The 21,700-nt window shown below is 68.9% G+C and carries 20 protein-coding genes; 9 read left to right on the top strand and 11 right to left on the bottom strand.

Annotated elements, in window-relative coordinates; genetic code table 11:
* The first annotated feature begins 200 nt into the window (after window positions 1–200).
* Window positions 201–821 (top strand): superoxide dismutase, encoded by a 621-nt coding sequence (locus ACPL7H_RS05495; protein ID WP_424796060.1) that lies wholly within the window; start codon window positions 201–203, stop codon window positions 819–821.
* A gap of 174 nt (window positions 822–995) precedes the next feature.
* Here ACPL7H_RS05495 and ACPL7H_RS05490 read toward each other — a convergent pair whose 3' ends face one another.
* The 6 genes from ACPL7H_RS05490 to ACPL7H_RS05465 form a co-directional block, all read right to left on the bottom strand.
* Window positions 996–1,463, bottom strand: coding sequence for a cytochrome c oxidase subunit 4 (locus ACPL7H_RS05490; RefSeq protein WP_424796059.1), 468 nt, complete (start codon window positions 1,461–1,463; stop codon window positions 996–998).
* On the bottom strand, window positions 1,460–3,226 hold the full coding sequence (gene ctaD / locus ACPL7H_RS05485) for a cytochrome c oxidase subunit I (RefSeq protein ID WP_424796058.1): 1,767 nt from the start codon (window positions 3,224–3,226) through the stop codon (window positions 1,460–1,462). Before ctaD ends, ACPL7H_RS05490 begins: the two co-directional genes overlap by 4 nt.
* A complete protein-coding gene (coxB, locus tag ACPL7H_RS05480) occupies window positions 3,226–3,987 on the bottom strand; it encodes a cytochrome c oxidase subunit II (RefSeq protein WP_424796057.1) in 762 nt (253 codons plus the stop codon). The genes ctaD and coxB overlap by 1 nt, the downstream gene beginning before the upstream one ends.
* A 313-nt stretch (window positions 3,988–4,300) precedes the next feature.
* Complete coding sequence (locus ACPL7H_RS05475; protein ID WP_424796056.1) at window positions 4,301–5,221, bottom strand: FKBP-type peptidyl-prolyl cis-trans isomerase; 921 nt, start codon at window positions 5,219–5,221, stop codon at window positions 4,301–4,303.
* A 53-nt stretch (window positions 5,222–5,274) separates the two neighbouring features.
* Window positions 5,275–5,628: a HesB/IscA family protein gene (locus tag ACPL7H_RS05470; RefSeq protein ID WP_424786079.1), complete on the bottom strand. Its 354-nt coding sequence runs from the start codon at window positions 5,626–5,628 to the stop codon at window positions 5,275–5,277.
* Between the two features lie 196 nt (window positions 5,629–5,824).
* The gene (locus tag ACPL7H_RS05465; RefSeq protein ID WP_424796055.1) at window positions 5,825–6,991 is read right to left on the bottom strand and encodes a glycerate kinase; all 1,167 of its coding nucleotides are present in this window, start codon (window positions 6,989–6,991) and stop codon (window positions 5,825–5,827) included.
* A 127-nt stretch (window positions 6,992–7,118) separates the two neighbouring features.
* On the opposite strand from ACPL7H_RS05465, the gene ACPL7H_RS05460 reads away from it, so the two are divergent.
* A complete protein-coding gene (locus ACPL7H_RS05460; RefSeq protein WP_424786081.1) occupies window positions 7,119–7,718 on the top strand; it encodes a DUF3043 domain-containing protein in 600 nt (199 codons plus the stop codon).
* Between the two features lie 79 nt (window positions 7,719–7,797).
* Here the strand turns inward: ACPL7H_RS05460 and ACPL7H_RS05455 are convergent, their stop codons facing one another.
* From ACPL7H_RS05455 to ACPL7H_RS05445, 3 genes are read right to left on the bottom strand one after another with little or no spacing between them, the layout of a single operon-like run.
* A complete protein-coding gene (locus tag ACPL7H_RS05455) occupies window positions 7,798–8,973 on the bottom strand; it encodes a quinone-dependent dihydroorotate dehydrogenase (protein WP_424796054.1) in 1,176 nt (391 codons plus the stop codon).
* Between the two features lie 25 nt (window positions 8,974–8,998).
* Window positions 8,999–9,433, bottom strand: coding sequence for a hypothetical protein (locus tag ACPL7H_RS05450; RefSeq protein ID WP_424786083.1), 435 nt, complete (start codon window positions 9,431–9,433; stop codon window positions 8,999–9,001).
* A complete protein-coding gene (locus ACPL7H_RS05445; protein WP_424796053.1) occupies window positions 9,430–9,786 on the bottom strand; it encodes a hypothetical protein in 357 nt (118 codons plus the stop codon). Before ACPL7H_RS05445 ends, ACPL7H_RS05450 begins: the two co-directional genes overlap by 4 nt.
* A 29-nt stretch (window positions 9,787–9,815) precedes the next feature.
* Between ACPL7H_RS05445 and ACPL7H_RS05440 the strand changes: the two genes are divergently transcribed.
* The 4 genes from ACPL7H_RS05440 (at window position 9,816) to ACPL7H_RS05425 (ending at window position 15,704) form a co-directional block, all read left to right on the top strand.
* Complete coding sequence (locus ACPL7H_RS05440; RefSeq protein WP_424796052.1) at window positions 9,816–11,297, top strand: leucyl aminopeptidase; 1,482 nt, start codon at window positions 9,816–9,818, stop codon at window positions 11,295–11,297.
* Between the two features lie 121 nt (window positions 11,298–11,418).
* On the top strand, window positions 11,419–12,804 hold the full coding sequence (lpdA, locus tag ACPL7H_RS05435) for a dihydrolipoyl dehydrogenase (RefSeq protein ID WP_424796051.1): 1,386 nt from the start codon (window positions 11,419–11,421) through the stop codon (window positions 12,802–12,804).
* 25 nt (window positions 12,805–12,829) lie between these two features.
* Window positions 12,830–14,743, top strand: coding sequence for a 2-oxoglutarate dehydrogenase, E2 component, dihydrolipoamide succinyltransferase (sucB, locus tag ACPL7H_RS05430; RefSeq protein WP_424796050.1), 1,914 nt, complete (start codon window positions 12,830–12,832; stop codon window positions 14,741–14,743).
* A 64-nt stretch (window positions 14,744–14,807) separates the two neighbouring features.
* Window positions 14,808–15,704, top strand: coding sequence for a TIGR01777 family oxidoreductase (locus ACPL7H_RS05425; RefSeq protein ID WP_424796049.1), 897 nt, complete (start codon window positions 14,808–14,810; stop codon window positions 15,702–15,704).
* Here the strand turns inward: ACPL7H_RS05425 and ACPL7H_RS05420 are convergent, their stop codons facing one another.
* Window positions 15,705–17,126 (bottom strand): serine/threonine-protein kinase, encoded by a 1,422-nt coding sequence (locus tag ACPL7H_RS05420; RefSeq protein WP_424796048.1) that lies wholly within the window; start codon window positions 17,124–17,126, stop codon window positions 15,705–15,707. It abuts the gene before it with no gap.
* Window positions 17,127–17,242: 116 nt separating this feature from the next.
* Between ACPL7H_RS05420 and ACPL7H_RS05415 the strand changes: the two genes are divergently transcribed.
* Complete coding sequence (locus ACPL7H_RS05415; protein ID WP_424786090.1) at window positions 17,243–17,953, top strand: DUF4191 domain-containing protein; 711 nt, start codon at window positions 17,243–17,245, stop codon at window positions 17,951–17,953.
* 130 nt (window positions 17,954–18,083) lie between these two features.
* Here the strand turns inward: ACPL7H_RS05415 and ACPL7H_RS05410 are convergent, their stop codons facing one another.
* Entirely contained in the window at window positions 18,084–18,464 is a 381-nt protein-coding gene (locus ACPL7H_RS05410) for an RDD family protein (protein WP_424796047.1), read from the bottom strand.
* A gap of 191 nt (window positions 18,465–18,655) precedes the next feature.
* Here ACPL7H_RS05410 and glnA point away from each other — a divergent pair, with 191 nt between their 5' ends.
* Together glnA and ACPL7H_RS05400 are read left to right on the top strand one after the other, a co-directional pair.
* Window positions 18,656–20,080 carry a type I glutamate--ammonia ligase gene (glnA, locus tag ACPL7H_RS05405; protein WP_424796046.1) on the top strand — a complete coding sequence of 475 codons (1,425 nt, stop codon included), beginning with the start codon at window positions 18,656–18,658 and terminating at the stop codon, window positions 20,078–20,080.
* Between the two features lie 142 nt (window positions 20,081–20,222).
* Entirely contained in the window at window positions 20,223–21,686 is a 1,464-nt protein-coding gene (locus tag ACPL7H_RS05400; RefSeq protein ID WP_424796045.1) for a dihydrolipoyl dehydrogenase family protein, read from the top strand.
* Window positions 21,687–21,700 lie beyond the last annotated feature (14 nt).

The raw sequence follows: 21,700 nt of genomic DNA, 5'->3' as shown, positions 1-21,700 counted from the left end.
AGCCCGCGGCCGGCGCGCACTACCCGCGCACCGGGCCGCGGCTTCGAAGTCCCATCGTGGACCCTGTTCCTGCTCGAGCACACGGCAGGCTCAGGCGATACGGTGGAGGAAGGGCCGCGGAACCCGCACTCGGCGGGTGATCCGCAGTCGCCACCAATCGGTGCGGAAGGGCCGCACCGACCACCACCAGGAGGTAATTCATGGCGCAGTACACGCTCCCAGACCTTCCCTACGACTACGCAGCGCTCGAGCCGCACATCTCCGGCAAGATCATGGAGTTGCACCACAGCAAGCACCATGCGACCTACGTATCCGGCGCCAACACCGCGCTGGAGAAGATGGCCGAGGCGCGTGAGTCCGGTGACCTGGCCACGGTCAACATGCTGGAGAAGAACCTGGCATTCAACCTCGGTGGCCACATCAACCACACCGTGTTCTGGAACAACCTCTCCCCCGACGGCGGTGGCGAGCCCGAAGGCGAGCTGGGCGAGTTCATCAAGGATCAGTTCGGCTCCTTCTCCGGGTTCAAGGACCACTTCACCGCCAACGCCACCGGCATCCAGGGCTCGGGCTGGTCCATCCTGGGCTGGGACGACCTGGGCCAGCGCGCCCTGATCTTCCAGCTCTTCGACCAACAGGGCAACATCCCCGTGGGAATCACTCCCCTGCTCCAACTCGACATGTGGGAGCACGCCTTCTACCTGGACTACCTCAACGTCAAGGCGGACTACGTCAAGGCGTTCTGGAACATCGTGAACTGGCAGGATGTGGCCGCTCGCCTCGAACGCGCCAAGGCCAACAGCGCCGGCCTGACTGGCTGACCCGGGCCGGACGGCACGACGCGCGAGCCAGACACGAGCGCGCACACGACGAGGCCGCAGACCCTGCCCCGGAGGCGGGGTCTGCGGCCTCGTCGTAGATGCCTATTGTCGTCGTAAGGTGCCGTCGGTGCCACGTACCGGCAGCGGGGGCGGCGACCTACCGCCTGCCGGTGATCAGTGCGCGTGCGGGCCGCGGCTGAACTCGAATACGTGGCCGATGAGGCCCACGACGGCGACGGCCACCCCGAGGCCGAAGACCCACCAGCCGGCCGCCAGGCCGAGGAAGACCAGCGAGACGGCGATACCGAGCACGAACGGCCACCAGCTGTAGGGCGCGAAATGACCGTAGTCGCCGGCCGGGTTGTCCTCGATCGTGGCGCTGGGATTGTCCTCGGGCCGCGCATCGATCTTGCGGCTCTGCAGCACCAGGAAGAACCCCACCATCCCCCACATGCCCATCAGCAGGGCCAGGGCGGTGGTGCCGACGGGCTCCCAGTCCGACCAGAGGCCGTAGACGACGGACACGGGAAGGAAGAAGACCGCCAGCGCAATGAACGACCACATCTCCACGCCCATCGGGCGGCGGGTGTTGGGCCGGTTCACGGTGGAGCCGGCCGCGTCCCCGGTGTGGGTATCGGTCATCGGGCGTCCCCTCTCTTCACGGAGGTCTCCGCCGAACTCTCGGCGTCACCGTAGATCTTCTCCAGCACATTCGGGTCCGGTTCGATGTGGTCCATCGCGGCAACCTCCGGGTGGTGCAGGTCGAACGCAGGACGCTCGGAGCGGATTCGCGGCAGCGTCACGAAGTTGTGCCGTGGTGGCGGGCTCGACGTGGCCCATTCGAGCGAGGCGCCGTGGCCCCACGGGTCATCGAGGGTGACCTTCGGGTGCTTGCGCCAGGTCTTGTAGACGTTGTAGAGGAACGGCAGCGTCGACAGCGCCAGCACCACGGCCGAGATCGTCGACAACTGGTTCATCCACACGAAGTCGGCCTCAGGCAGGTAGTCCGGGATCCGCCGCTGCATGCCCATCACACCGAGCCAGTGCTGGATCAGGAAGGTGCCGTGGAATCCGAAGAAGAGCAGCCAGAAGTGGACCTTGCCGAGGCGTTCGTCCAGCATCTTCCCGGTGAACTTGGGCCACCAGAAGTAGAAGCCCGCGAACATCGCGAACACCACGGTGCCGAACACCACGTAGTGGAAGTGCGCCACCACGAAGTAGGTGTCGGTGAGGAAGAAGTCCAGCGGCGGGCTGGCCAGGATCACGCCGGTGAGCCCACCGAACAGGAAGGTGGCCAGGAAGCCGAGCGACCAGAGCATCGGCGTCTCGAACGTCAGTTTCCCGCGCCACAGCGTGCCGATCCAATTGAAGAACTTCACGCCTGTCGGAACCGCGATCAGCATCGTCATCACCGCGAAGAACGGGAGGAGCACCTGCCCGGTGGAGTACATGTGGTGCGCCCACACCGTCACCGACAGCCCCGCGATGGCGAAGGTGGCGAAGACCAGGCCCTTGTAGCCGAAGATCGGCTTCCGGGAGAACACCGGCAGCACCTCGGAGACGATGCCGAAGAAGGGCAGCGCGATGATGTAGACCTCCGGGTGGCCGAAGAACCAGAACATGTGCTGCCACAGCAGTGCACCGCCGTTCTCGGCGGCGAAGACCTGTGACCCGAGGATCCGGTCCGAGGCCAGCCCGAACAGCGCAGCCGCGAGCAGCGGGAAGGCCATCAGCACCAGGATCGAGGTGAGCAGCACGTTCCAGGTGAAGATCGGCATCCGGAACATCGTCATCCCCGGCGCCCGCATGCACAGGATGGTGGCGATGAAGTTGACTGCACCGAAGATGGTGCCGAATCCGGTCATGATCAGCCCGGTGACCCACAGGTCCGACCCGAGTCCGGGCGAGTAGGTCTCCAGCGACAGCGGCGTGTAGGCGAACCAACCGAAACTGGCCGCACCACGTGGGGTGAGGAACCCGGACACGGCGATCAGTCCACCGAAGGTGAACAACCAGTAGGAGAACATGTTCAGCCGCGGGAACGCCACGTCCGGGGCGCCGATCTGCAACGGCATGATGGCGTTGGCGAACCCGGCGAACAGGGGTGTCGCGAACAGCAGCAGCATGATCGTGCCGTGCATGGTGAAGTACTGGTTGAACTGCTCGGCACTGGTGACCACCTGGATGCCCGGCGCGAACAGTTCGGCCCGGATCACCAGGGCCAGCAGGCCCCCGAAGGCGAAGAAGATGAAGGAGGTCACCATGTACAGGTTGCCGATGACCTTGTGGTCGGTGGTGGTGATCCACTTGACCACCGAGGTGCCCAGGCTCTGACGGTCCGGAGTGAGTCCCGGCACCGCGTCGACGGCATGCCCGGTGCTGGTGTCACGTTCGTCGATAGCCATCAGTCATCCTCTCCCTGGCCAGGGGTCCGCTGACCGGACGGAATCGAGATCCGGTCCAGGCTGGAATCCAATTGACCGGTCTGCCCGGCCTCACGCAGCGCGGCGATGTGCTCCTCGAACTCCGCTTCGGAGACGACCTCGACGTTGAAGAGCATGTTCGCGTGGAACTCACCGCACAGTTCGGCGCACTTGCCGATATAGGTGCCCTCCACCCCGGGGGTGATGTGGAAGACGTTGCGCTCGCCCGGGATCATGTCGAGTTTGTACAGGAAGGCCGGCACCCAGAAGGAGTGCGCGACATCGCGCGAGAGCACCACGAACTCCACGGTCTGGTCCACCGGAAGCACCAGGGTCGGCACCTCCTCCGGAGCGCTGGTCACCACCTCTTCGGGGGTGAAGTCGTTGTCCCACGGGTCCCCGGTGTCCCAGACGTCCTCGTCGACGTAGTTGAAGTCGAACGCCCATTGCCGTCCGATCGCTTCGATCTGCAGGTCGTACTCACCGGTCACGTCGGTCTGCTCGTCCTGGATAGCGGCCGTGTAGTAGAACAGCACGCCCACCATCACCAGCGGGACGAAGGTGTAGAGCAACTCCAGCGGCAGGTGGTAGCGCAACTGCACCGGCAGGGTGTTGTCGTGCTTGCGCTTGCGGTACACGATGACGCACCAGATCAGCAGCCCCCAGACCAGCACACCCACCAGGAGGGCCGCGATCCAGGTGTCCACCCAGAACTGCACCAAGGTGTCGGTGTGTTCGGTCATACCTTCAGGGCCGGGCAGCCAGCCACGCTGGACCTGTTCGGTCGAGCAGCCTGCCAGAACGAGCAGGCCGATCAAGCCCAGTACCACTGGCCTGGCTCTGCGTGACGGTGATCTCCGTACAGGAGGGACGGACACGATGCGGACGCCTTCCGATCTCATGGATGAACTGCCCCAAGCCTAGCCCCTCCGCCGGGATGCGAGCACGCCAACTCGCCCCATCCCCACCTGCGAGAACACATCCGAGGTGACATGCTGTCAGGTTCTGACACGGCCCCGGTTGAGCGTCGTGTCATCGGCTCCGAACGGGGCCGGATCAGGCTCCGTGGGTCAGAATGATGTCGGTGAGGATCGCCACACCCGGGGCCCCCTCGCCCTGCGGCATCGTGATCAGCACCCGGGAGCCTTCCGGGACGTCAACGAGCAGGTCGGCCCACTGTCCCTGACCGATCCGGGCGACCCACGGACCGTTTTGGGAACCTTCGTGCTCGGGCCAGGTGCTGTCCCGTTCCTCGTTCGTCCAGGACACCACCGAGTAGGCGAGGGCCACGGTGTGCCCCGGCGCCAGTACGTCACCGTCACCCTCGGCGATGACCTGCACCGTCGCCTCCGGCGGCTCCGGTGCGTCCTCACGCACGGTCGGCAGGGCCGGCGAGCCGAGTTCGCCCTCGATGGTCACCGGCAGGTCCTCAGGCTCGGCAACCGGGGTGGCATCGGCGGCCCCGGCGGCATCAGGCCCGGCGGTGTCGATGACGTCGACCACGAACACGATGGTGTCCTCACCGCCGATCCCGGCGTCGGGGTTGCCGGAGGCCCCGTAGCCGAGTTCCGGAGGTATCGAGATCAGCAACCGCGATCCAACGGGGTGGCCGGGTATGCCCCGGGACCAGCCCTGCACCACCGAGCTGAGCGCGAACATGGCCGGGGCACCCCGTTCGAAGGAGGAGTCGAATGGCTCGGCCTGTCCCCACACGTGCCCGGCGTAGTCGGCGAGCACCGGCGCCTCCTCGGCGACCACCTCACCGTCGCCCTCCTCGAGCACCTCCACCCGGAGGCCCGCCGGAGCGCCCGAATCGGGGAACGTCATCTCCGCGGAGGAGCCGAACTCGGCCGACACCTGCGGCATCTCATCGCCGGGCGCACCGGCGTCGTCGTCGGTCTGCGTCGTTCCGGGATCGCCGTCGGAACCCTCCTGCGATCCTGGATCAGGGTCGCCGGCGCAGCCGACCAGAAGCACCAGCGCAGCACCTATCGCCGCGGCGCCGCGCAGGCCCCGCCGCCACTGCGCGCTCAGTGGAAGGAGTCCCCACAGGCGCACGATCCCCCGGCGTTGGGGTTGTCGATGGTGAACCCCTGCTTCTCGATCGTGTCGGCGAAGTCGATGGTCGCCCCGCTCACGTACGGCACGCTCATCTTGTCCACGATCACTTCGACGCCGTCGAAGCCGCGCACGGCGTCTCCGTCGAGGAGGCGCTCGTCGAAGTAGAGCTGGTAGATCAGCCCGGAACAACCACCGGGTTGCACGGCCACCCGCAGGCGGAGGTCGTCCCGACCCTCCTGCTCCAGCAGGGCCTTGACCTTGGCCGCTGCAACGTCGGTCAGCAGCACCTCGTGGGTGACATCGTTTTCGGTGGTCTGGCTCATCGTCGTCTCTCCGGCTCGGGGTTGTGCTCGGTCGCCTCGCGACTTCTGCGTCAACTGTAACCCGCACTGGCCCAGATTCCGATCCCGGGTTCTGCGCGATTCGGGTGCGCGGGACGGTTCGGCACGTGGGCGGTGACCCGTCCGCTGAGGCCCGGGCGCATCCGACGGCGGTGGGCAGCCTCGGCGGCGGGTGACCTCAGGCGGTCGCCCAGTTGCGCATCACCCGCACCGAACGAGCGCCCAGGGCCTGCACCGGATCGGCCGGGTGGGCAGCCGCGGGCCGGTTCCCGGGTACCAGTGGCTGGTCGATCAGCGGATACGCGGCGCTGATCCCGACGGTGGCCATCTCCCGGCGGTTGACGTAGACCTCGTGAGCCACTGCCACCACCGGTAGCCCGCGTTCGGCCGCCAGTGACCCGACCGTGGCCACGACTCCTTCATGCATCGCGTCGGCGTCCAGCGAGGCAGTCCCGGTCAGGACCAGGTCCGCCCGTGACATCAGATCGCGCAACCCGACTTCCTCGCCGACGACGGCGGCACCGGGCAGCACCCGTGCGCCGAGCAGTCCCAGTGCGAAGGCCGCGCCTCCCCCGGCGCCGGTGTGCGAACTGCTCGGTTCCAGCACGTGCGCATGTCCCGCCAGGACCGGCCGCAGCGGGGTCAGGGCCCGGGCGTGGCCGGCGGCGTCATGAGCGAAGACGGACGTGGCGGACTCGATCTGCTGCGCCTCAAGGGCGTTGATGCCGAACCGTTGCAGTCCTGCACCCGCCCCGTGCAGCCCCACCAACGGGGTGTCCGTCGCCGCAGCCACGACCAGATCCACGCCGGCCAGGTGCTCGCGCAACCCGGCGAGTGCAGACCAGGCAGGCGCGTCGGTGCCAGTTCCGAGGCCGGTCAGTTCGGTCAACCTGCGCAACAGGCCGGCGCCGCCGTCATGGGTGGGGCTGGGACCCAGTCCGATCACCACCCGGGTGGCGCCACCGGCCACGGCTGCCTGCAGGAGGTCGGCGAGCCCGGCGCTGGAACCCTCGACGGCCCGGGCGCGGGCGTCCTCGGGGCTGCTCCCGTCAGCGCTGAACCCCAGGAGGGCCGCACCGTCGATGTAGGCGGTGCCGCCGCCGTCCCCACCCACGTGCAGCACAGCGGCCGGTACCGGGCTGCCGAGCGAACCACGCACCTCGATCGGGGTGAGCGTGCCGCCACGGGCGGCCTGCACGGCGTCGATAAGGCCGGTGCTGCCATCGCTCATCGCGGCCGTGAGAACTTCGTGCCCGCCCCCGTCCCAGGGGCGGGCCAGGACCTGCCCGGCCTGGGCAGCGGTCAGGGTGCCACCGAAGTGGTCCGGGGCGATCAGCACACGCACGCTGCCATTGTCCCCCACCACCGCAGTTGGGTGTCACGCCCGGCTGGTGCGGCGGTGCCGACCGCGGTGCCGGTGCCGACTGTGGGGCGGGGCCGGGCGCCGGTGACGGAGCGGCTACCCTGGTGGGGTGTTCGGACGCCAGAAGAATCCTCCGCAGCCTCAGCCCAGCGAACCGGAACCGCCGACGTCGGTGGACGGCCGCAAGGGTCGGCCCACGCCCAAGCGCAAGGACGCCGAGGCCGCCAACCGGCGACCCCTGGTCCCCAACGATCGCGGCGCTGCGCGGCGCAGCCAGCGGGAGAAGTTCGCCAGGGCCCGCCGTGAACAGCAGGAGGCGATGCTCTCCGGCGACGAGGACAGAATGCCCCCGCAGCACCGCGGACCGGCACGCCGGTTCATGCGGGACTACGTCGATGCCCGCTGGTCCCCGGGTGAGCTGTTCCTGCCGGCGGCGATCCTGATCATCCTGGTCCTGCTCGCCGGAAACCTGTTCCCGGCCTTCATCGAGGTCATTATCACCGCGATCCTGGTGGCCTACGTCTTCGTGCTGCTGGCGATCATCGATGCGGTGATCCTGGCGGTGCGGGTGCGCAACAAGGCTCGCGCGAAGTTCGGCGCGGACAGACTCGGCCGTGGGCCGCTGATGTACGTGGTGTTCCGCGCCTTCTACCTGCGGCGCATGCGGCTGCCCCGCCCGGTCGTCAAGCGCGGCCAGTTCCCGGTCTGAGCCGACCGCTGCCGCTGGGGACGCGGCTGCCTGGCCGGGCCGGTTCGATGCCGGTGTGACCCAGCGGGTACGGCGTGGCTCAGCGCTGCAGCAACGACCGGTTCATCCAGGCCGCCCAGGTGGGGCCGGCGTAGATGAAGGCGGTGTAGGCCTGGACCGCGTCGGCGCCGGCCGCGAGATAGGCGCGCGCGTCGGCCGGTGAACTGATTCCGCCGACGCCGATGATGACCTGCCCGGGGGCGCATCGTCGCCGCAACCTGGCGACCACCTCCAGGCCGCGGGCACGTACCGGTATTCCGGACATGCCACCGGGGCCGTGGTCGTGATCAATCGTGGTGTTCACCGCCACCACACCATCCAGGCCCAGTTCGGCGGCCAGGTCCGCCACCGCATCGACGTCGTCATCGGCCAGATCCGGGGCGATCTTGACCAGTACCGGTACCGGGCGGGCCGCACCGGCATCGGCGGCCTGTTGCACGGCCGTCAGGATCGGGCGCAACGAACTGATCTGCTGCAGGTCCCGCAGGCCCGGGGTGTTCGGCGACGAGACGTTCACCACCAGGTAGTCGGCGTAGCGGGCGAGCATGCGCGCGCTGTAGGCGTAGTCGGCGACCGCCTCGGCGGCCGGGGCCAGTTTGGATTTGCCGATGTTGACACCCAGCACCACGCGCCGCCCGGCCGCGGTGCGACGCAACCGGTGCAGGCGCTCGGCCACCACGGCGGCGCCGTCATTGTTGAACCCCATCCGGTTCACCAGGGCGGCCCGCTCGGGAACGCGCCACAAGCGCGGACGTTCGTTGCCGGGCTGGGGGCGTGCGGTGACGGTACCGATCTCGACGAACCCGAACCCGAGGGCCGCCAATCCGGCGACCATGGTGGCGTTCTTGTCGAAACCTGCGGCCAGACCCAGCGGGCCACCGGTGGCTCTGCCGAACAGCGTCGGTGCGGGCTGCGGTACGGAGCCGCCCGCCGTGGGCGCCCGGCGCCGGAGGCCATCGGCGGCCGCGGCGCGCAGTGCCCGCCGATTCGCCGAAGCGCCGCTGAGCAGCGACACCGCCGTCCGCACGGGACCCAGCCGGCCGGCGAGCCCGATCGCGGTGGCCGCCAGGTGGTGGGCCCGTTCCGGGTCGCTCCTGGCCAGCACGCGGGCGAAGACCGCCCGGTAGGCGGCCGCGGCCGGGCCCGGGCGCGGCACAGTCCGTTCCGGGGGCTCGAGGGCTCGGCCGGACCACGGATCCGGTGGGCGCGTCGTCATCGGGTCCACCCTCGCACGTGGGCGGTCACTGCGCCGCGACCCGGCCCGGTCGTGACCACCACAGCCAGCTCAGGCCGAGGAACGGCAGCACTGCGGGCAGGTAGCCGTAACCCGCCCCGAAACCGGACCACACGGTTTCCCGTGGGAACAGTCCGGGATCGGTCAGGGTCAGCAACCCCACCAGCACCACTCCCACCAGTTCGATCAGCACCGCGAGCCAGCCGACCCGCCGCCACCGCCGGCCGTTGTGCGCCAGTGCGATGGTCGCGACCAGGTAGACCACCGCGGCAAAGGCGGACAGGCCGTAGGCCAGCGGTGCCTCACCGGCGTCCCTGATCAACTGCACTCCCGAGCGGGCGGTCGCCGAGATCGCGAAAACGGCGTAGACGACGATCAAAGCGCGCCCGGCGCCGTAGGCGGGTCGGCGGGTGTCCTCAGCCGGGGTCAGTGCCGTGTTCACCCGATCACCCAGATCTGCCAGATCCGCAGTTGCAACACCGCGATCGTGAAGGCCGCCACCACCAGCACCACCGAGGACCAGCGGGATCGGTCCAGCACCGCCCACCAGCCGGCGGCCGGCAGCAGCACCAGCGCCGTGATCAGGTAGCCCCACAGCAGCACGGTGTCGACCGTGTGCTCCGCCGACCCCAGGGCGATGCCGGTCACCACCATCTGCGCGATGATCGCCAGGACCACCAACGCGCCGCCGATCAGTTGGATGAAGATCACCGGACGGTCGCGGAGGCCGCGAATGCCCGCCCACCCGGCGAGAACCAGGGAAGCGCCGATGATGCACCATGTCAGGATCAGCACAGGCAGCACAGTAGTCGCTGGTCGGTACCATGACGTACGTGACTGAACTGACGCTGACTTCCAAGAGCCCTGTCCGCCTGCCTGCCGACGCCCTGGTGATCCCGGTGTACGAGAATGGCGGATCCGCCTCCCTGCTGGCCAACCCAGCCCTGGATGACCAGGTGCGCGCCGCGCTCGCCGGCACCATCGAACTGCTGGACATCTCCGGGGAGCCGGGCAAGGTGACCCGCGTGCCCGCCCCGGAGCAGCTGGCGGCAACCACCGTGGCGTTCACCGGACTGGGCGAGGTGGATGGGCAGCCCGATGCCGAGCAGATCCGTCGCGCCGCCGGTTCCGCGGTGCGCGAACTGGAGGGCGCCAAGAACATCGCCCTCCTCTTCGGGCTGGAGGACGCCGAGTCCACCGGCGCCGTCACCGAGGGGGCCCTGCTCGGGGCCTACCGCTTCACGCGGTACAAGAAGGACGTGCCGACCCCTGCCCAGATCGTGGTGATCTGCGGAGCCGCCAAGCAGAAGGCGGTCAAGGACGCGGTGGAGCGGGCACGGATCCTCGCCCAGGGGGTCAACGCCACCCGGGACCTGGTCAACACCTCCCCGAAGGACCTGTACCCGGAGTCCTTCGCCGAGACCGCCCGCGGCCTCGTCAAGGGCACCAAGGTGGGGATCGAGGTGCTGGATGAGAAGGCTCTGCGGGCCGGCGGCTACGGCGGGTTGCTCGGCGTGGGCCAGGGCTCGGACCGCGGGCCCCGGCTGGTCACCCTGACCTACAAGCCGGCCAAGGCCAAGACCCACTACGCCCTGGTCGGCAAGGGCATCACGTTCGACTCCGGCGGTCTGTCGATCAAGCCCGCCAAGGGCATGGAGACCATGAAGTTGGACATGGCCGGCGCCGCCGCCGTGCTGCACACCGTGCTGGCGGCCGCCGAGCTCAAGTTGCCGATCGCCGTGACCGGTTACCTGGCGCTGGCCGAGAACATGCCCTCAGGCACCGCCCAACGGCCCTCGGACGTGATCGAGATCCGCGGCGGTAAGACCGTGGAGGTCCTCAACACCGACGCCGAGGGCCGGTTGGTGCTTGCCGATGCGCTGGTCGCCGCGACCGAGGCCAAGGCGGATCTGATCGTGGACATCGCCACCCTCACCGGTGCTCAGATGGTGGCCCTGGGCAACCAGGTCAGCGCCGTGATGGGCACCGACGACGCGCGCGAGCAGGTGGTGGCCGCAGCCAGCACCAGCGGTGAGCAGTTCTGGCCGATGCCGTTGCCGGGTGAGTTGCGCCCGTCGCTGAAGTCGACCGTGGCCGACCTCGCCAACATCGGGGACCGCTTCGGTGGGATGCTCACCGCCGGGCTGTTCCTGCAGGAGTTCGTCGGCGACACCCCGTGGGCGCACTTGGACATCGCCGGACCGGCCTTCAACGAAGCCTCTCCCCGCCACTACGTTCCCAAGGGCGGCACCGGGGTGGGTGTGCGCACGATGTTGCGCCTGCTCGAGGACGCCGCGAACGCCTGAGCCGGCCCGGGGCGCATCCGATCGGACCGCACCGGCCGGCTCGATTGGGGCGAAGGCCCAACCAGTGCCAAGATGGTGGCACCCCGCGCCATTCGGTACCGACGCGATCGAGGAGCAGCCCGTGAACGACGAGGAGTCCGTCCCGTACGACCTCATCGTGCTCGGCGCCGGTAGCGGCGGTTACGCAGCGGCTCTGCGCGGAGCCCAACTCGGACTGTCGGTAGCCATGGTGGAGGTCGACCGGGTGGGCGGAACGTGCCTGCACCGCGGCTGCATCCCCACCAAGGCGCTGCTCCAGTCGGCGCACGTGGCCGACGTGGTGCGCCAGGGCGAGGACTTCGGTGTGCTCGCATCGCTCCAGGGGTTGGACATGGCCGTGATGCAGCACCGCAAGCGGACCGTGGTGGACCGGATGTACAAGGGGCTGCAGTCGCTCGTGTCGGCCCGCAGCATCGAGCTCATCCCAGGTCGGGGCATGCTCACCGATGCCAACACCGTGATGGTCAACGACGCGCCCGTGCGGGGCCGCCATGTCGTTGTCGCTACCGGTTCCCGGCCAGCCAGCCTGCCCGGGGCCTCCCTGAGCGGACGGGTGCTGAGTTCGGACCAGGCGCTGGAACTGGAGTGGATCCCCAGTTCGGCGATCGTGATCGGTGGCGGGGTGGTGGGTGTCGAGTTCGCCAGTATGTGGCGCTCGCTCGGCACCGAGGTCACGGTGGTGGAGGCCCTGCCCCACCTCCTACCCGGTGAGGACGAAGACCTGAGCAAAGGGCTGCGGCGGGCGTTCAAGAAGCGCGGGATCACCGTCCGGACCGAGGCCCGGGTAGAGCACGTGGACGATCAGGGCGACCAGGTCTCCATCACCTTGGCCGACGGCACCGAGGTCACGGCCGAGGTGCTGCTGGTCAGTGTGGGCCGGACACCGGTGACCGCTCACCTGGGGCTGGAAGACGCCGGGGTGGACCTCGCAGACGGTTTCGTCGCCACCGATGAGCGACTGCGCACGAGCCGCAAAGGGATCTACGCCGTCGGGGACGTGGTGCGCGGCGCGCAACTAGCCCATCGCGCATTCGCCCACGGCATTTTCGTCGCCGAGGAGATCGCGGGTTTGCGCCCCGTGCCGGTCGCGGATGACACCATTCCCCGGGTGACCTATTCCGACCCCGAGGTTGCCGCCGTCGGCCTGACCGAGACACAGGCCCGGCAGGAGCACGGCGAGGAGTCGGTGCAGACCGGTGAGTTCAACCTCGCCGGCAACGCACGCAGCCAGATCCAGGGCGTACAGGGGCTGGTCAAACTGGTGCGGGTGAACGATGGACCGATCGTGGGCGCCCATCTGATCGGTCAAGGTGTGGGCGAACTCATCGGTGAAGCGCAGTTGATGGTGGGCTGGCAGGCATACCCTGAGGACGTGGCACCGCTCATTCACGCTCACCCCACACAGAACGAATCGCTCGGCGAGGCGGCGCTGGCTCTGGCCGGTCAACCCTTGCACTCGAATCACTGACCCGACGAAGGAGACTGAGAAGGTCATGTCCGAATCCGTGCAGATGCCCGCTCTGGGCGAGAGCGTTACCGAAGGCACTGTCACTCAGTGGCTGAAGTCCGTCGGTGATGAAGTTGAGGTGGACGAGCCCTTGCTGGAGGTCTCCACCGACAAGGTCGACACCGAGATCCCCTCGCCCGTGGCCGGAGTGCTGGAGAAGATCCTGGTCGAGGAGGACGAAACCGTCGAGGTGGGGGCCGAACTGGCCGTCATCGGCAGCGGTGAGGGTGCCTCAGGCGGGGACGACGCCGAGGAGGGCGCCTCCGACGACGAGGGTGCCTCCGAGGAGGAGAGCCCGGCCGACGCCGGGTCCGACGAGGATGAGGCCCCGGCCGCCGAGGAAGAGCCGGAGCCCGAGCCCGAGCCGGAAGCCGACGACAAGGGTGGGGAGTCCGACTCCGCACCCAAGTCGCAGGACTCCGGTGGCGGCGGTGAGCGCACCGCCGTCAACCTGCCCGAACTGGGCGAAAGCGTCACCGAGGGCACCGTCACCCAGTGGCTGAAGTCCGTGGGCGATGAGGTCGAGGTGGACGAGCCGCTGCTGGAGATCTCCACCGACAAGGTCGACACCGAGATCCCCTCGCCCGTGGCCGGCACACTGCTGGAGATCGTGGTCGAGGAGGACGAGACCGTCGAGGTGGGCGCTGCGCTGGCCTACGTCGGCTCCGGTGACGCCGGCAGCGACTCCGGGGCCGAGGCGCCCAGTGAGAGCGCTGAGCAGCCCAGCGAGCCCGAGCAGGACGAGAAGCCCAGCAAGCCCGAGCAGGGGGTGGACGCCTCCGGGGGTTCCGACGCCGCGGAGGCCGAGGGTGAGGAAACACCGGAGACCGGTCAGGCCCAGATCCCGGAGGACGTCGAACCCGAGCCGGAGAAGTCCGAACCCGAACCGGAAACGCCCGAACCAGCCAAGTCCGAGCCGGCGCCCAAGCAAGAGGACGCTCCCACGGCGGACTCGGGCGATGAGCCGGTCGCCTACGTGACCCCGCTCGTGCGCAAACTCGCTGCCGACAAGGGCGTGGACCTGGCGGACGTGAGCGGCAGCGGCGTCGGTGGGCGCATCCGAAAGCAGGACGTGCTCGACGCCGCCGAGGCGGCGGCCAAGGCCGCCCAGGCCAAGGAAGAGGAGCCGAAGGAGGCCCCGGCGGAGAAGAAGGCCGAGCCGAGCGCGGCTGGGGAGGTCTCGCCGCTGCGCGGCACGCGGGAGAAGATGTCCCGGTTGCGCAAGATCGTGGCCAAGCGGATGGTGGAGTCCCTGCAGGTCTCGGCCCAGCTCACCACCGTGGTGGAGGTGGATGTCACCAGGGTGGCGCGACTGCGGGACAAGGCGAAGGCGGAGTTCCAACGCCGCGAGGGCGTCAAGCTCACCTACCTGCCGTTCTTCACGCTCGCGGCGACCGAGGCGCTCAAGACCTACCCGAACCTGAACGCCTCGATCGAGGGTGAGGAGATCGTCTACCACGGCGCCGAGAACGTGGGTATCGCGGTGGACACCGAGCGCGGCCTGGTGGTGCCGGTGGTCAAGGACGCCGGTGACCTCAACATCGCCGGGATCGCTCGCAGCATCGCGGACCTGGCAGACCGCACCCGGGCGAACAAGATCACCCCGGACGAGTTGTCCGGCGGGACCTTCACCATCACCAACACCGGGTCGGGTGGTGCGCTGTTCGACACCCCGATCCTGCTGCAGCCGCAGGTGGGCATCATGGGCATCGGCACGATCGTCAAGCGCCCCGTCGTGGACGTGATCGACGGTGCCGAGGTGATCGCGGTGCGGTCAATGGTCTACCTGTCGCTGTCCTACGACCACCGACTGGTCGATGGCGCCGACGCCGGGCGCTTCCTGACCGCCGTGAAGAACCGGTTGGAGGAGGGCGCGTTCGAGGCCGCTCTCGGTCTCTGACCGCCCAACCCAGATGCCGGCCCAGCCGGCCGCCGAGGGCCCCGACCGGAAAGGACGCTGAATTGTGAGCGTAACCGTCCTGGCCGGGGCCTCCGGCTTCCTGGGCTCGGCACTGGCCCACGCCCTGACCGAACAGCGCCACACGATTCGCCAACTGGTGCGCCGCCCCGCCCGCGGCCCCGACGAGGTGCAGTGGGATCCCGACGCGGGCGTCCTGCCGCAGGCTGCCTTGGAGGATGCCAGCGCCGTGGTGAACCTGGGTGGGGCGGGCATGGGCGATCGTCGTTGGAACGCCCGCTACCGGCGGCTGATCATCACCTCCCGGGTGCATGGCACGGCACTACTGGCCAACGCCCTCGCCGAGCGCGCGCGCGGTGGGGAACGGATCCGGTTCCTGCAGGCCTCCGCGGTGGGCTACTACGGCGACGGTGGAGAGCAGGAACTCACCGAGGACTCCCCCAACGGGGAGGGATTCGTGCCGAGCGTGTGCCAGGCGTGGGAGGCAGCGGCGGACCCGGCGGTGCGGGCCGGGGTACCGGTCGCGTTCCTGCGCACGGGGCTGGTGCTGGACCCCGCCGCGGGGGCGCTGGCCCGAATGATGCCGCTGTTGCGCCTCGGACTCGCCGGACCGTTGGGCTCGGGACGCCAGTGGTGGGCATGGATCACCCGCGCCGACCATGTCCGGGCGATGGTGCACCTGCTGGGCTCGGGGGTGACCGGACCGGTGAACGTGTCCGCGCCCACGCCCGAACGCAACAAGAACGTCACGACGACGCTGGCCCGCCAGCTCGGCCGGCCGGCGTTCGTCCCGGCACCGGCCTTCGGGATCCGATTGGTGCTGGGTGAGTTCGCCCGCGAGATCACAGCATCGCAGCGGATGGTACCCCGCGTCCTGGTCGACGACGGATTCACGTTCACCGCTCCCACGATCGCCCTCGCTGCCGAGCAGCTGCTGGGCTGATCAGCACCGGCCCACCTGCGCCACCTGCCAACCGTCGCTCCCGGCTCGCAGATCCAAGACCACGCAGGTGCGTTCGGCGCGGACGGTGGCGGTGCCCTCCGGCGTGGTGAGCCTGTGCTCGCGCGTGTGCAGAACCGCCCGTACCGACGCCGATGCCGCGCCTTCGTCGTCGGCCGGTCCCGGCCACGGGCTCGAGGCGTCCCCGGCTTCCTGCGCCCCGGCACCCCCGGTCGCGGGAGTGGTGATCTCCTCGGCACGGACCACCTCGGTCGCCAGCCCCGTCACCTGCACGTCTCCCTCATTCAGCGCATCGGCCAGGGCCGAGTCCTGGGCGGCTGCGGGCGACCCGGGGATGGTCAGCCTGGTGAGGGCGCGGGAATCGGCGGTGTTCAGGGCCTCGTCCCGTGCCAGGGTCAGCGCCCGGACGGCCGCGACCGGATCACCCGCTGCCTCGACACGATCGATGTGCTCGCCGGGACGTGCCGCCTCTTGCGTGGTCGTGGACATACCGATGGGGGTGACCGTCTCCTCCGCATCCGCCCCGGGCAGGGTTGTGGTGCGCGGCAGCATCCAGACCAGGCCCACGGCCAGCACGACGGCGAGCAGCACGGCGACCACCACCCGGCGGCTACCGGTATCGGCCCGGTGGCGCGGTCGGTGATCGTGTCTGCGGCGGGTCACGTCTCGCTGGGCGTGCTCCCGCACGCTCACGCCGGCCAGGGAACGCAGGTCCGGGACGCTGACGGGTGCGACGGGATAGTTGCCCAGGGTCGCGTGGAGCTCCTGCGCGGTGCAGCGCTGGTGCGGCTCGGCGGCCAATGCCGGGGCGAGCCGTTCCCGCACGTGGGTCTGGTGGTGCTCGGGCACCAGCCAGGCCACCAGCCTGGCCAGGGCGTAGATGTCGGCAGCCGCGGTCGGTACCTCGCCCCGATCCTGTTCCGGGGCGGCGAAACCCCCGGTCCCGATCTCTCGGGAGGGTTCCCCGGCCAGATCCACCAGGACGGCTCCCTCCCCGGGGCTCAGCACCACGTTGGCCGGGGAGACATCACCGTGGATGATCCCGGCTTCGTGCAGCGCTACCAGCGCCGAGGCGAGTTGTGCACCGATGCCGGTGGCTTCGTCCACACCGAGGCCACCCCGCCCCACTCGCAGGGTGGCCAGGGTGGGTCCTGGGACGGCCTCGGTGACCAGGGCTGCCTGCGCAGGCCCGGTGCTGATGACTTCCCGCAATCTGACCAGGTGCGGGTGCTCTACCCCGGCCAGCCGTTCCAACCGGTCCAGCCGGTGGCGGTGCCGCTCGGGAGGTACCTGCGCCAGCATCCGTACGGCCACTGCGTCCCCGTCATCATTGCGTGCCAGCCAGGTGGCGCCGTCGGCGCCGAAGCCGATCGGGCCGTTCATCCGGTAGCCGGGGACCTGCATGCTGCTCAGGCAACCACAATCGGTGCCGTCCCCGTTCCGGTTATCCACAAGTAGTGAGCGGACCTCACTAGCGCCGCGCCCGGCCGGGCTCCGCGGAGCACTAGGCTGGGGGCATCATGGCCAAGAAAGACGCATCCGATAAGACGCCGAAGGTGAAGAAGCGGCGCTGGTACCACCAGCTCTGGGAGATCTTCACGATGGTTCGCAAGGCGCGACCGTCGATCACCTGGTGGATCCTGCTGATCATCGTGGGCGGCACCGCCGTCGGCGCCGTGCTGGGGCAGTTGATCGGATTCCCGATCTACGTCCCGGTGCTGGTGTTCCCCTTCACCCTGCTCGGGGCGATGTTCCTGCTCTCCAGATGGGCCGAGTCGGTGGCCTATGGGCGGATCGAGGGCCGGCCCGGCGCGACCGGCTCCGCGCTCGGCACCATCCGTCGCGGCTGGAACATCGAGGAGGAGCCGATCGCGGTGGATCCGCGCAGCCAGGACCTGGTCTTCCGCGCCGTAGGCCGTCCCGGTGTGGTGCTGATCGGAGAGGGCCCGCCGCACCGGCTGAAGCGGCTGCTCGAGGCCGAGCGCCGCAAGGTGGCCCGGGTGCTGCCGAACGTCCCGATCATCCTGCTGCAGTGCGGCCGCGAGGAGGGCCAGATCCCGCTGCCCAAGATCGCCAAGAAGGTCCAGCGGCAGAAGCCGAAACTGACCAAGGTCGAGGTGGCGGAGGTGTCCAAGCGGCTGCGGGCACTGCGCTCAGGCCGCCTGCCCATACCCAAGGGCGTCGACATCACCAAGATGCGGCCGGACCGCAAGGGGATGCGAGGCAGATAACATCGCGCAGGCGGCCGGGATCACCAGCGAGGCGACTCCTCGTCGTCGGTCCTGGCGCGCTACCTGTCCGGACTTCGCCTGCGACCCGCCGGCCGTTCCCCCCTCGGTCGCGCACCTGTTGGCTGCGACCTCAGCGCAACGGCACGATGTGGGTCCCGGACCAGCGTTCGTGCAAGCCGCGGCCGTGCGCATCGGTGACGATCGGCGGGAACAACAGGCAGAGGGCCACCGTGCGGATCAGGGCGCGCCGGAATCCGGGTGTGGTCCCCTGCTCGGTCCGGGTGGCCACGCCCACCAGTCGGTGCCCGATGGTGGTGCCCAGGGTGGCCTGCAGCACCCACGTGGTGACGGCGAAGATCACCAGGTTCGCCAGCGGATCCCCTGCGAAGAACACCAGCGCGACGGCCATCGAGGCGAACCAGTCCACCAGGATCGCCAGCACCCGACGGCCCCAGAAGTTCCGCGCCGGGGGGCGCTCCAGGTTCTGATGCTCAGTAGGCTCGCTCGTCACCGCTCCACGGTAGTACGACCCCTCCGGCTACCTCCTCCACCTGCACGGACCCGGCAGATTGACCCGACCAACCTCAACGCCACGCCTGCTATACCTAAACACCGCACCATGTGAATATAATGCCCAAGCCATAACACTCGCATTGCCGTAAAGCACCCCGTATGGGTCTCATCAATCAAGGAGAAGCCCGCATGTTCAGCAGCGCTGAAGAAGCCATCGCATTCACCAAGGACGAAGGCGTGGAGTTCGTCGACGTCCGGTTCTGCGACCTGCCGGGGGTGATGCAGCACTTCAACATCCCGGTGGAAGCGTTCGAGGAGGGCGCCTTCTCCGATGGCCTGATGTTCGACGGGTCCTCCATCCGTGGGTTCCAGGCCATCCATGAGTCCGACATGAAACTGGTCCCGGATGTCTCCAGCGCATTCGTGGACCCGTTCCGGACGCACAAGACCCTGGTGGTCAACTTCTCCATCGTGGACCCGTTCACCGATGAGCCCTACTCCCGCGATCCCCGCAACGTCGCCGCCAAGGCCGAGGCCTTCCTGAACTCCACCGGAATCGCCGACACGGTCTTCTTCGGGCCGGAGGCGGAGTTCTACTTGTTCGATGACATCCGCTACGGCACCACCCAGCACTCCGGCTTCTATCACATCGACTCCGTCGAAGCAGCGTGGAACACCGGTCGCGAGGAGGAGGGCGGCAACCTCGGCTACAAGACGCGCTACAAGGGCGGGTACTTCCCGGTGCCGCCGAACGACCAGTTCGCCGACCTGCGTGACTCCATGGTCTCGATGCTCCGCGAGGTCGGGTTGGTCCCCGAACGCGCCCACCACGAGGTCGGCACCGCCGGACAGCAGGAGATCAACTACAAGTTCAACACGCTGCGTGCTGCAGCCGATGACCTGATGAAGTTCAAGTACATCGTCAAGAACGTCGCCTGGCACAACGGTAAGTCCGCTACGTTCATGCCCAAGCCCCTGTATGGGGACAACGGGTCCGGTATGCACTCCCACCAGTCGCTGTGGAAGGACGGCGAACCGCTGTTCTTCGACGAACAGGGATACGGCGGCCTGTCGGACACCGCCCGCTGGTACATCGGCGGGCTCCTGTCCCACGCACCGTCGTTGGTGGCCTTCACCAACCCGTCCACGAACTCCTTCCGCCGCTTGGTCCCCGGCTTCGAGGCACCGGTGAACCTGGTCTACTCGGCCCGCAACCGCTCGGCCTGCATCCGCATCCCGATCACGGGTAGTTCCCCGAAGTCCAAGCGCGTGGAGTTCCGCGTGCCCGATCCCTCAGCGAACCCGTACCTGGCGTTCTCGGCGATGCTGATGGCCGGTCTGGACGGCATCCGCAACCGCATCGAACCCCCCGAGCCCATCGACAAGGACCTGTACGAACTGCCGCCGGAGGAGCACAACGCGATCGCCCAGGTTCCAGCCTCCCTGGAGGGCGCCCTCGCCGCACTTGCCGATGATCACGACTACCTCACCGAGGGCGACGTCTTCACCCCGGACCTGATCGAGACCTGGATCGAATACAAGCGCACCGAGGAGATCGATTCGTTGCGCCAGCGCCCCCACCCCCACGAGTTCGCCCTGTATTACGACCTGTGAGGAGTGAGCGCAGCGAGCCCCGCACACAGGTCGCGACCAAGCACCACCTGTGAGGAGTGAGCGCAGCGAGCCCGCTGCCTGACCGCGCGGAGCGCCGTGACCTGGACCATCATGGGGTGGGAGCACCCCTTGGAGGCTGGCGATGCCAGAGCACAGAACCTACGACGTCGTCGTGATCGGGGCCGGCCCGGTCGGTGAGAATGCCGCCGACCGGGCAGCCCGGTCCGGCTTGAGCGTGGCCGTGGTGGAACATGAGTTGGTCGGCGGCGAGTGCTCCTACTGGGCGTGTATGCCGTCCAAGGCACTGCTGCGACCGGGTGCGGCGCTGGCGGCTGCCCGATCGGTCCCGGGGGCCACGGAGGCGATCACCGGCGGGGTGGACGTGCGGGCAGCGCTGGCCGGCCGTGATGAGTTCACCCAGCACTGGGACGATGCGGCCCATGTGCAGTGGCTTGCCGATGCCGGGCTGGATCTGGTCCGGGGGCACGGCAGCATCGACGGGGTCCGCCGGGTCCGTGTCGGTGGCAGCGGTGGTGCGGATGACCTCATCCTGCAGGCCAACCACGCCGTGGTAGTCGCCACCGGCTCCGGTCCTTTCGTCCCGGATCTCCCGGGCCTGCGGAGCGCCGGTCCGTGGACGAATCGGGAAGTCACTGAACTACGCGAGGTGCCCGACTCCGTGGCGGTGATCGGTGGGGGCGTGGTCGCCGCCGAGATGGCGACCGCGCTGGCGGATCTGGGTTGCCAGGTCACGATGCTGGTGCGGGGCGGCCGGCTGCTGTCCGGTACCGAACCGTTCGCCGGCGCCGCAGTCGCGGAGAGCCTGGGCGCTATGGGTGTACGGGTGCATCTGGATACCTCCGTGACCGGTGTGCAGAGAACCGACGACGGCGTGCTGCTGGATACCGATGCTGCCGGGCGGGTCCGGGCTGCTGAGGTTCTCGTAGCCACCGGGCGCCGGCCGCGCACCGGTGGCCTGGGCCTGGACAGCATCGGGTTGGCCGAGCACGAGACACTCGCCACCGATGAGACCGGGCGGGTTCGCCGCATCGAGGGCGACTGGCTGTACGCCGCCGGGGACGTCACCGGCGCCACACACACCACCCACCAGGGCAAGTACGTCGCCCGGGTGGTCGGAGACGTGATCGCCCACCGGTTCGGTGCCGCCGAGCCCAGCGGCGCCGGCTCCGACGCCGAGCCGGTCGCTCCATGGAGCCCGCTGCGGGCCAGATCCGCCGGCGCAGGGGAGCCCCAGGTGATCTTCACCCGCCCGGAGGTGGCCGCCGTGGGGTACACCGAGGAACAGGCGCAGCGAGCAGGCTTGACCACCGAAGTGGTGACGGTGGGGATGGACCAGGTCGCCGGAGCCTCCCTGGCGGGTGCGGGCCAGGCCGCAGGCAGCGGTGCTGCCCGCCTGGTGATCGATCCGGAGCGCCGAGTGGTGGTGGGCGCGACATTTGTGGGCCCGGCTGCGTCCGATCTCCTACACGCCGCCACCATCGCCGTGGTGGGACAGGTGGGGCTGGATCGGCTATGGCATGCGGTCCCCGCCTTCCCCACGATCAGTGAGGTGTGGCTGCGGCTCCTGGAGGAATACGGGCTCTGACCGCGACGGCGGCC

Origin of the sequence: Pseudactinotalea sp. Z1732, from assembly GCF_049724975.1 — a bacterium.
GTDB lineage: Bacteria > Actinomycetota > Actinomycetes > Actinomycetales > Beutenbergiaceae > CALKWS01.
Note: the sequence above shows the minus strand (reverse complement) of the source record. Positions and strands in the feature narration are given on the sequence as shown.

Excerpts from the sequence above, each read along its gene's own strand:
- ACPL7H_RS05470 (WP_424786079.1), bottom strand. The coding sequence starts at position 5,628 with ATGAGCCAGACCACCGAAAACGATGTCACCCACGAGGTGCTGCTGACC.
- glnA (WP_424796046.1), top strand. The coding sequence starts at position 18,656 with ATGTTCAGCAGCGCTGAAGAAGCCATCGCATTCACCAAGGACGAAGGC.
- ctaD (WP_424796058.1), bottom strand. The coding sequence starts at position 3,226 with ATGGCTATCGACGAACGTGACACCAGCACCGGGCATGCCGTCGACGCG.
- coxB (WP_424796057.1), bottom strand. The coding sequence starts at position 3,987 with ATGACCGAACACACCGACACCTTGGTGCAGTTCTGGGTGGACACCTGG.
- ACPL7H_RS05495 (WP_424796060.1), top strand. The coding sequence starts at position 201 with ATGGCGCAGTACACGCTCCCAGACCTTCCCTACGACTACGCAGCGCTC.
- ACPL7H_RS05490 (WP_424796059.1), bottom strand. The coding sequence starts at position 1,463 with ATGACCGATACCCACACCGGGGACGCGGCCGGCTCCACCGTGAACCGG.
- ACPL7H_RS05420 (WP_424796048.1), bottom strand. The coding sequence starts at position 17,126 with ATGCAGGTCCCCGGCTACCGGATGAACGGCCCGATCGGCTTCGGCGCC.
- ACPL7H_RS05440 (WP_424796052.1), top strand. The coding sequence starts at position 9,816 with ATGACGTACGTGACTGAACTGACGCTGACTTCCAAGAGCCCTGTCCGC.
- ACPL7H_RS05415 (WP_424786090.1), top strand. The coding sequence starts at position 17,243 with ATGGCCAAGAAAGACGCATCCGATAAGACGCCGAAGGTGAAGAAGCGG.
- sucB (WP_424796050.1), top strand. The coding sequence starts at position 12,830 with ATGTCCGAATCCGTGCAGATGCCCGCTCTGGGCGAGAGCGTTACCGAA.
- ACPL7H_RS05455 (WP_424796054.1), bottom strand. The coding sequence starts at position 8,973 with ATGACGACGCGCCCACCGGATCCGTGGTCCGGCCGAGCCCTCGAGCCC.
- ACPL7H_RS05400 (WP_424796045.1), top strand. The coding sequence starts at position 20,223 with ATGCCAGAGCACAGAACCTACGACGTCGTCGTGATCGGGGCCGGCCCG.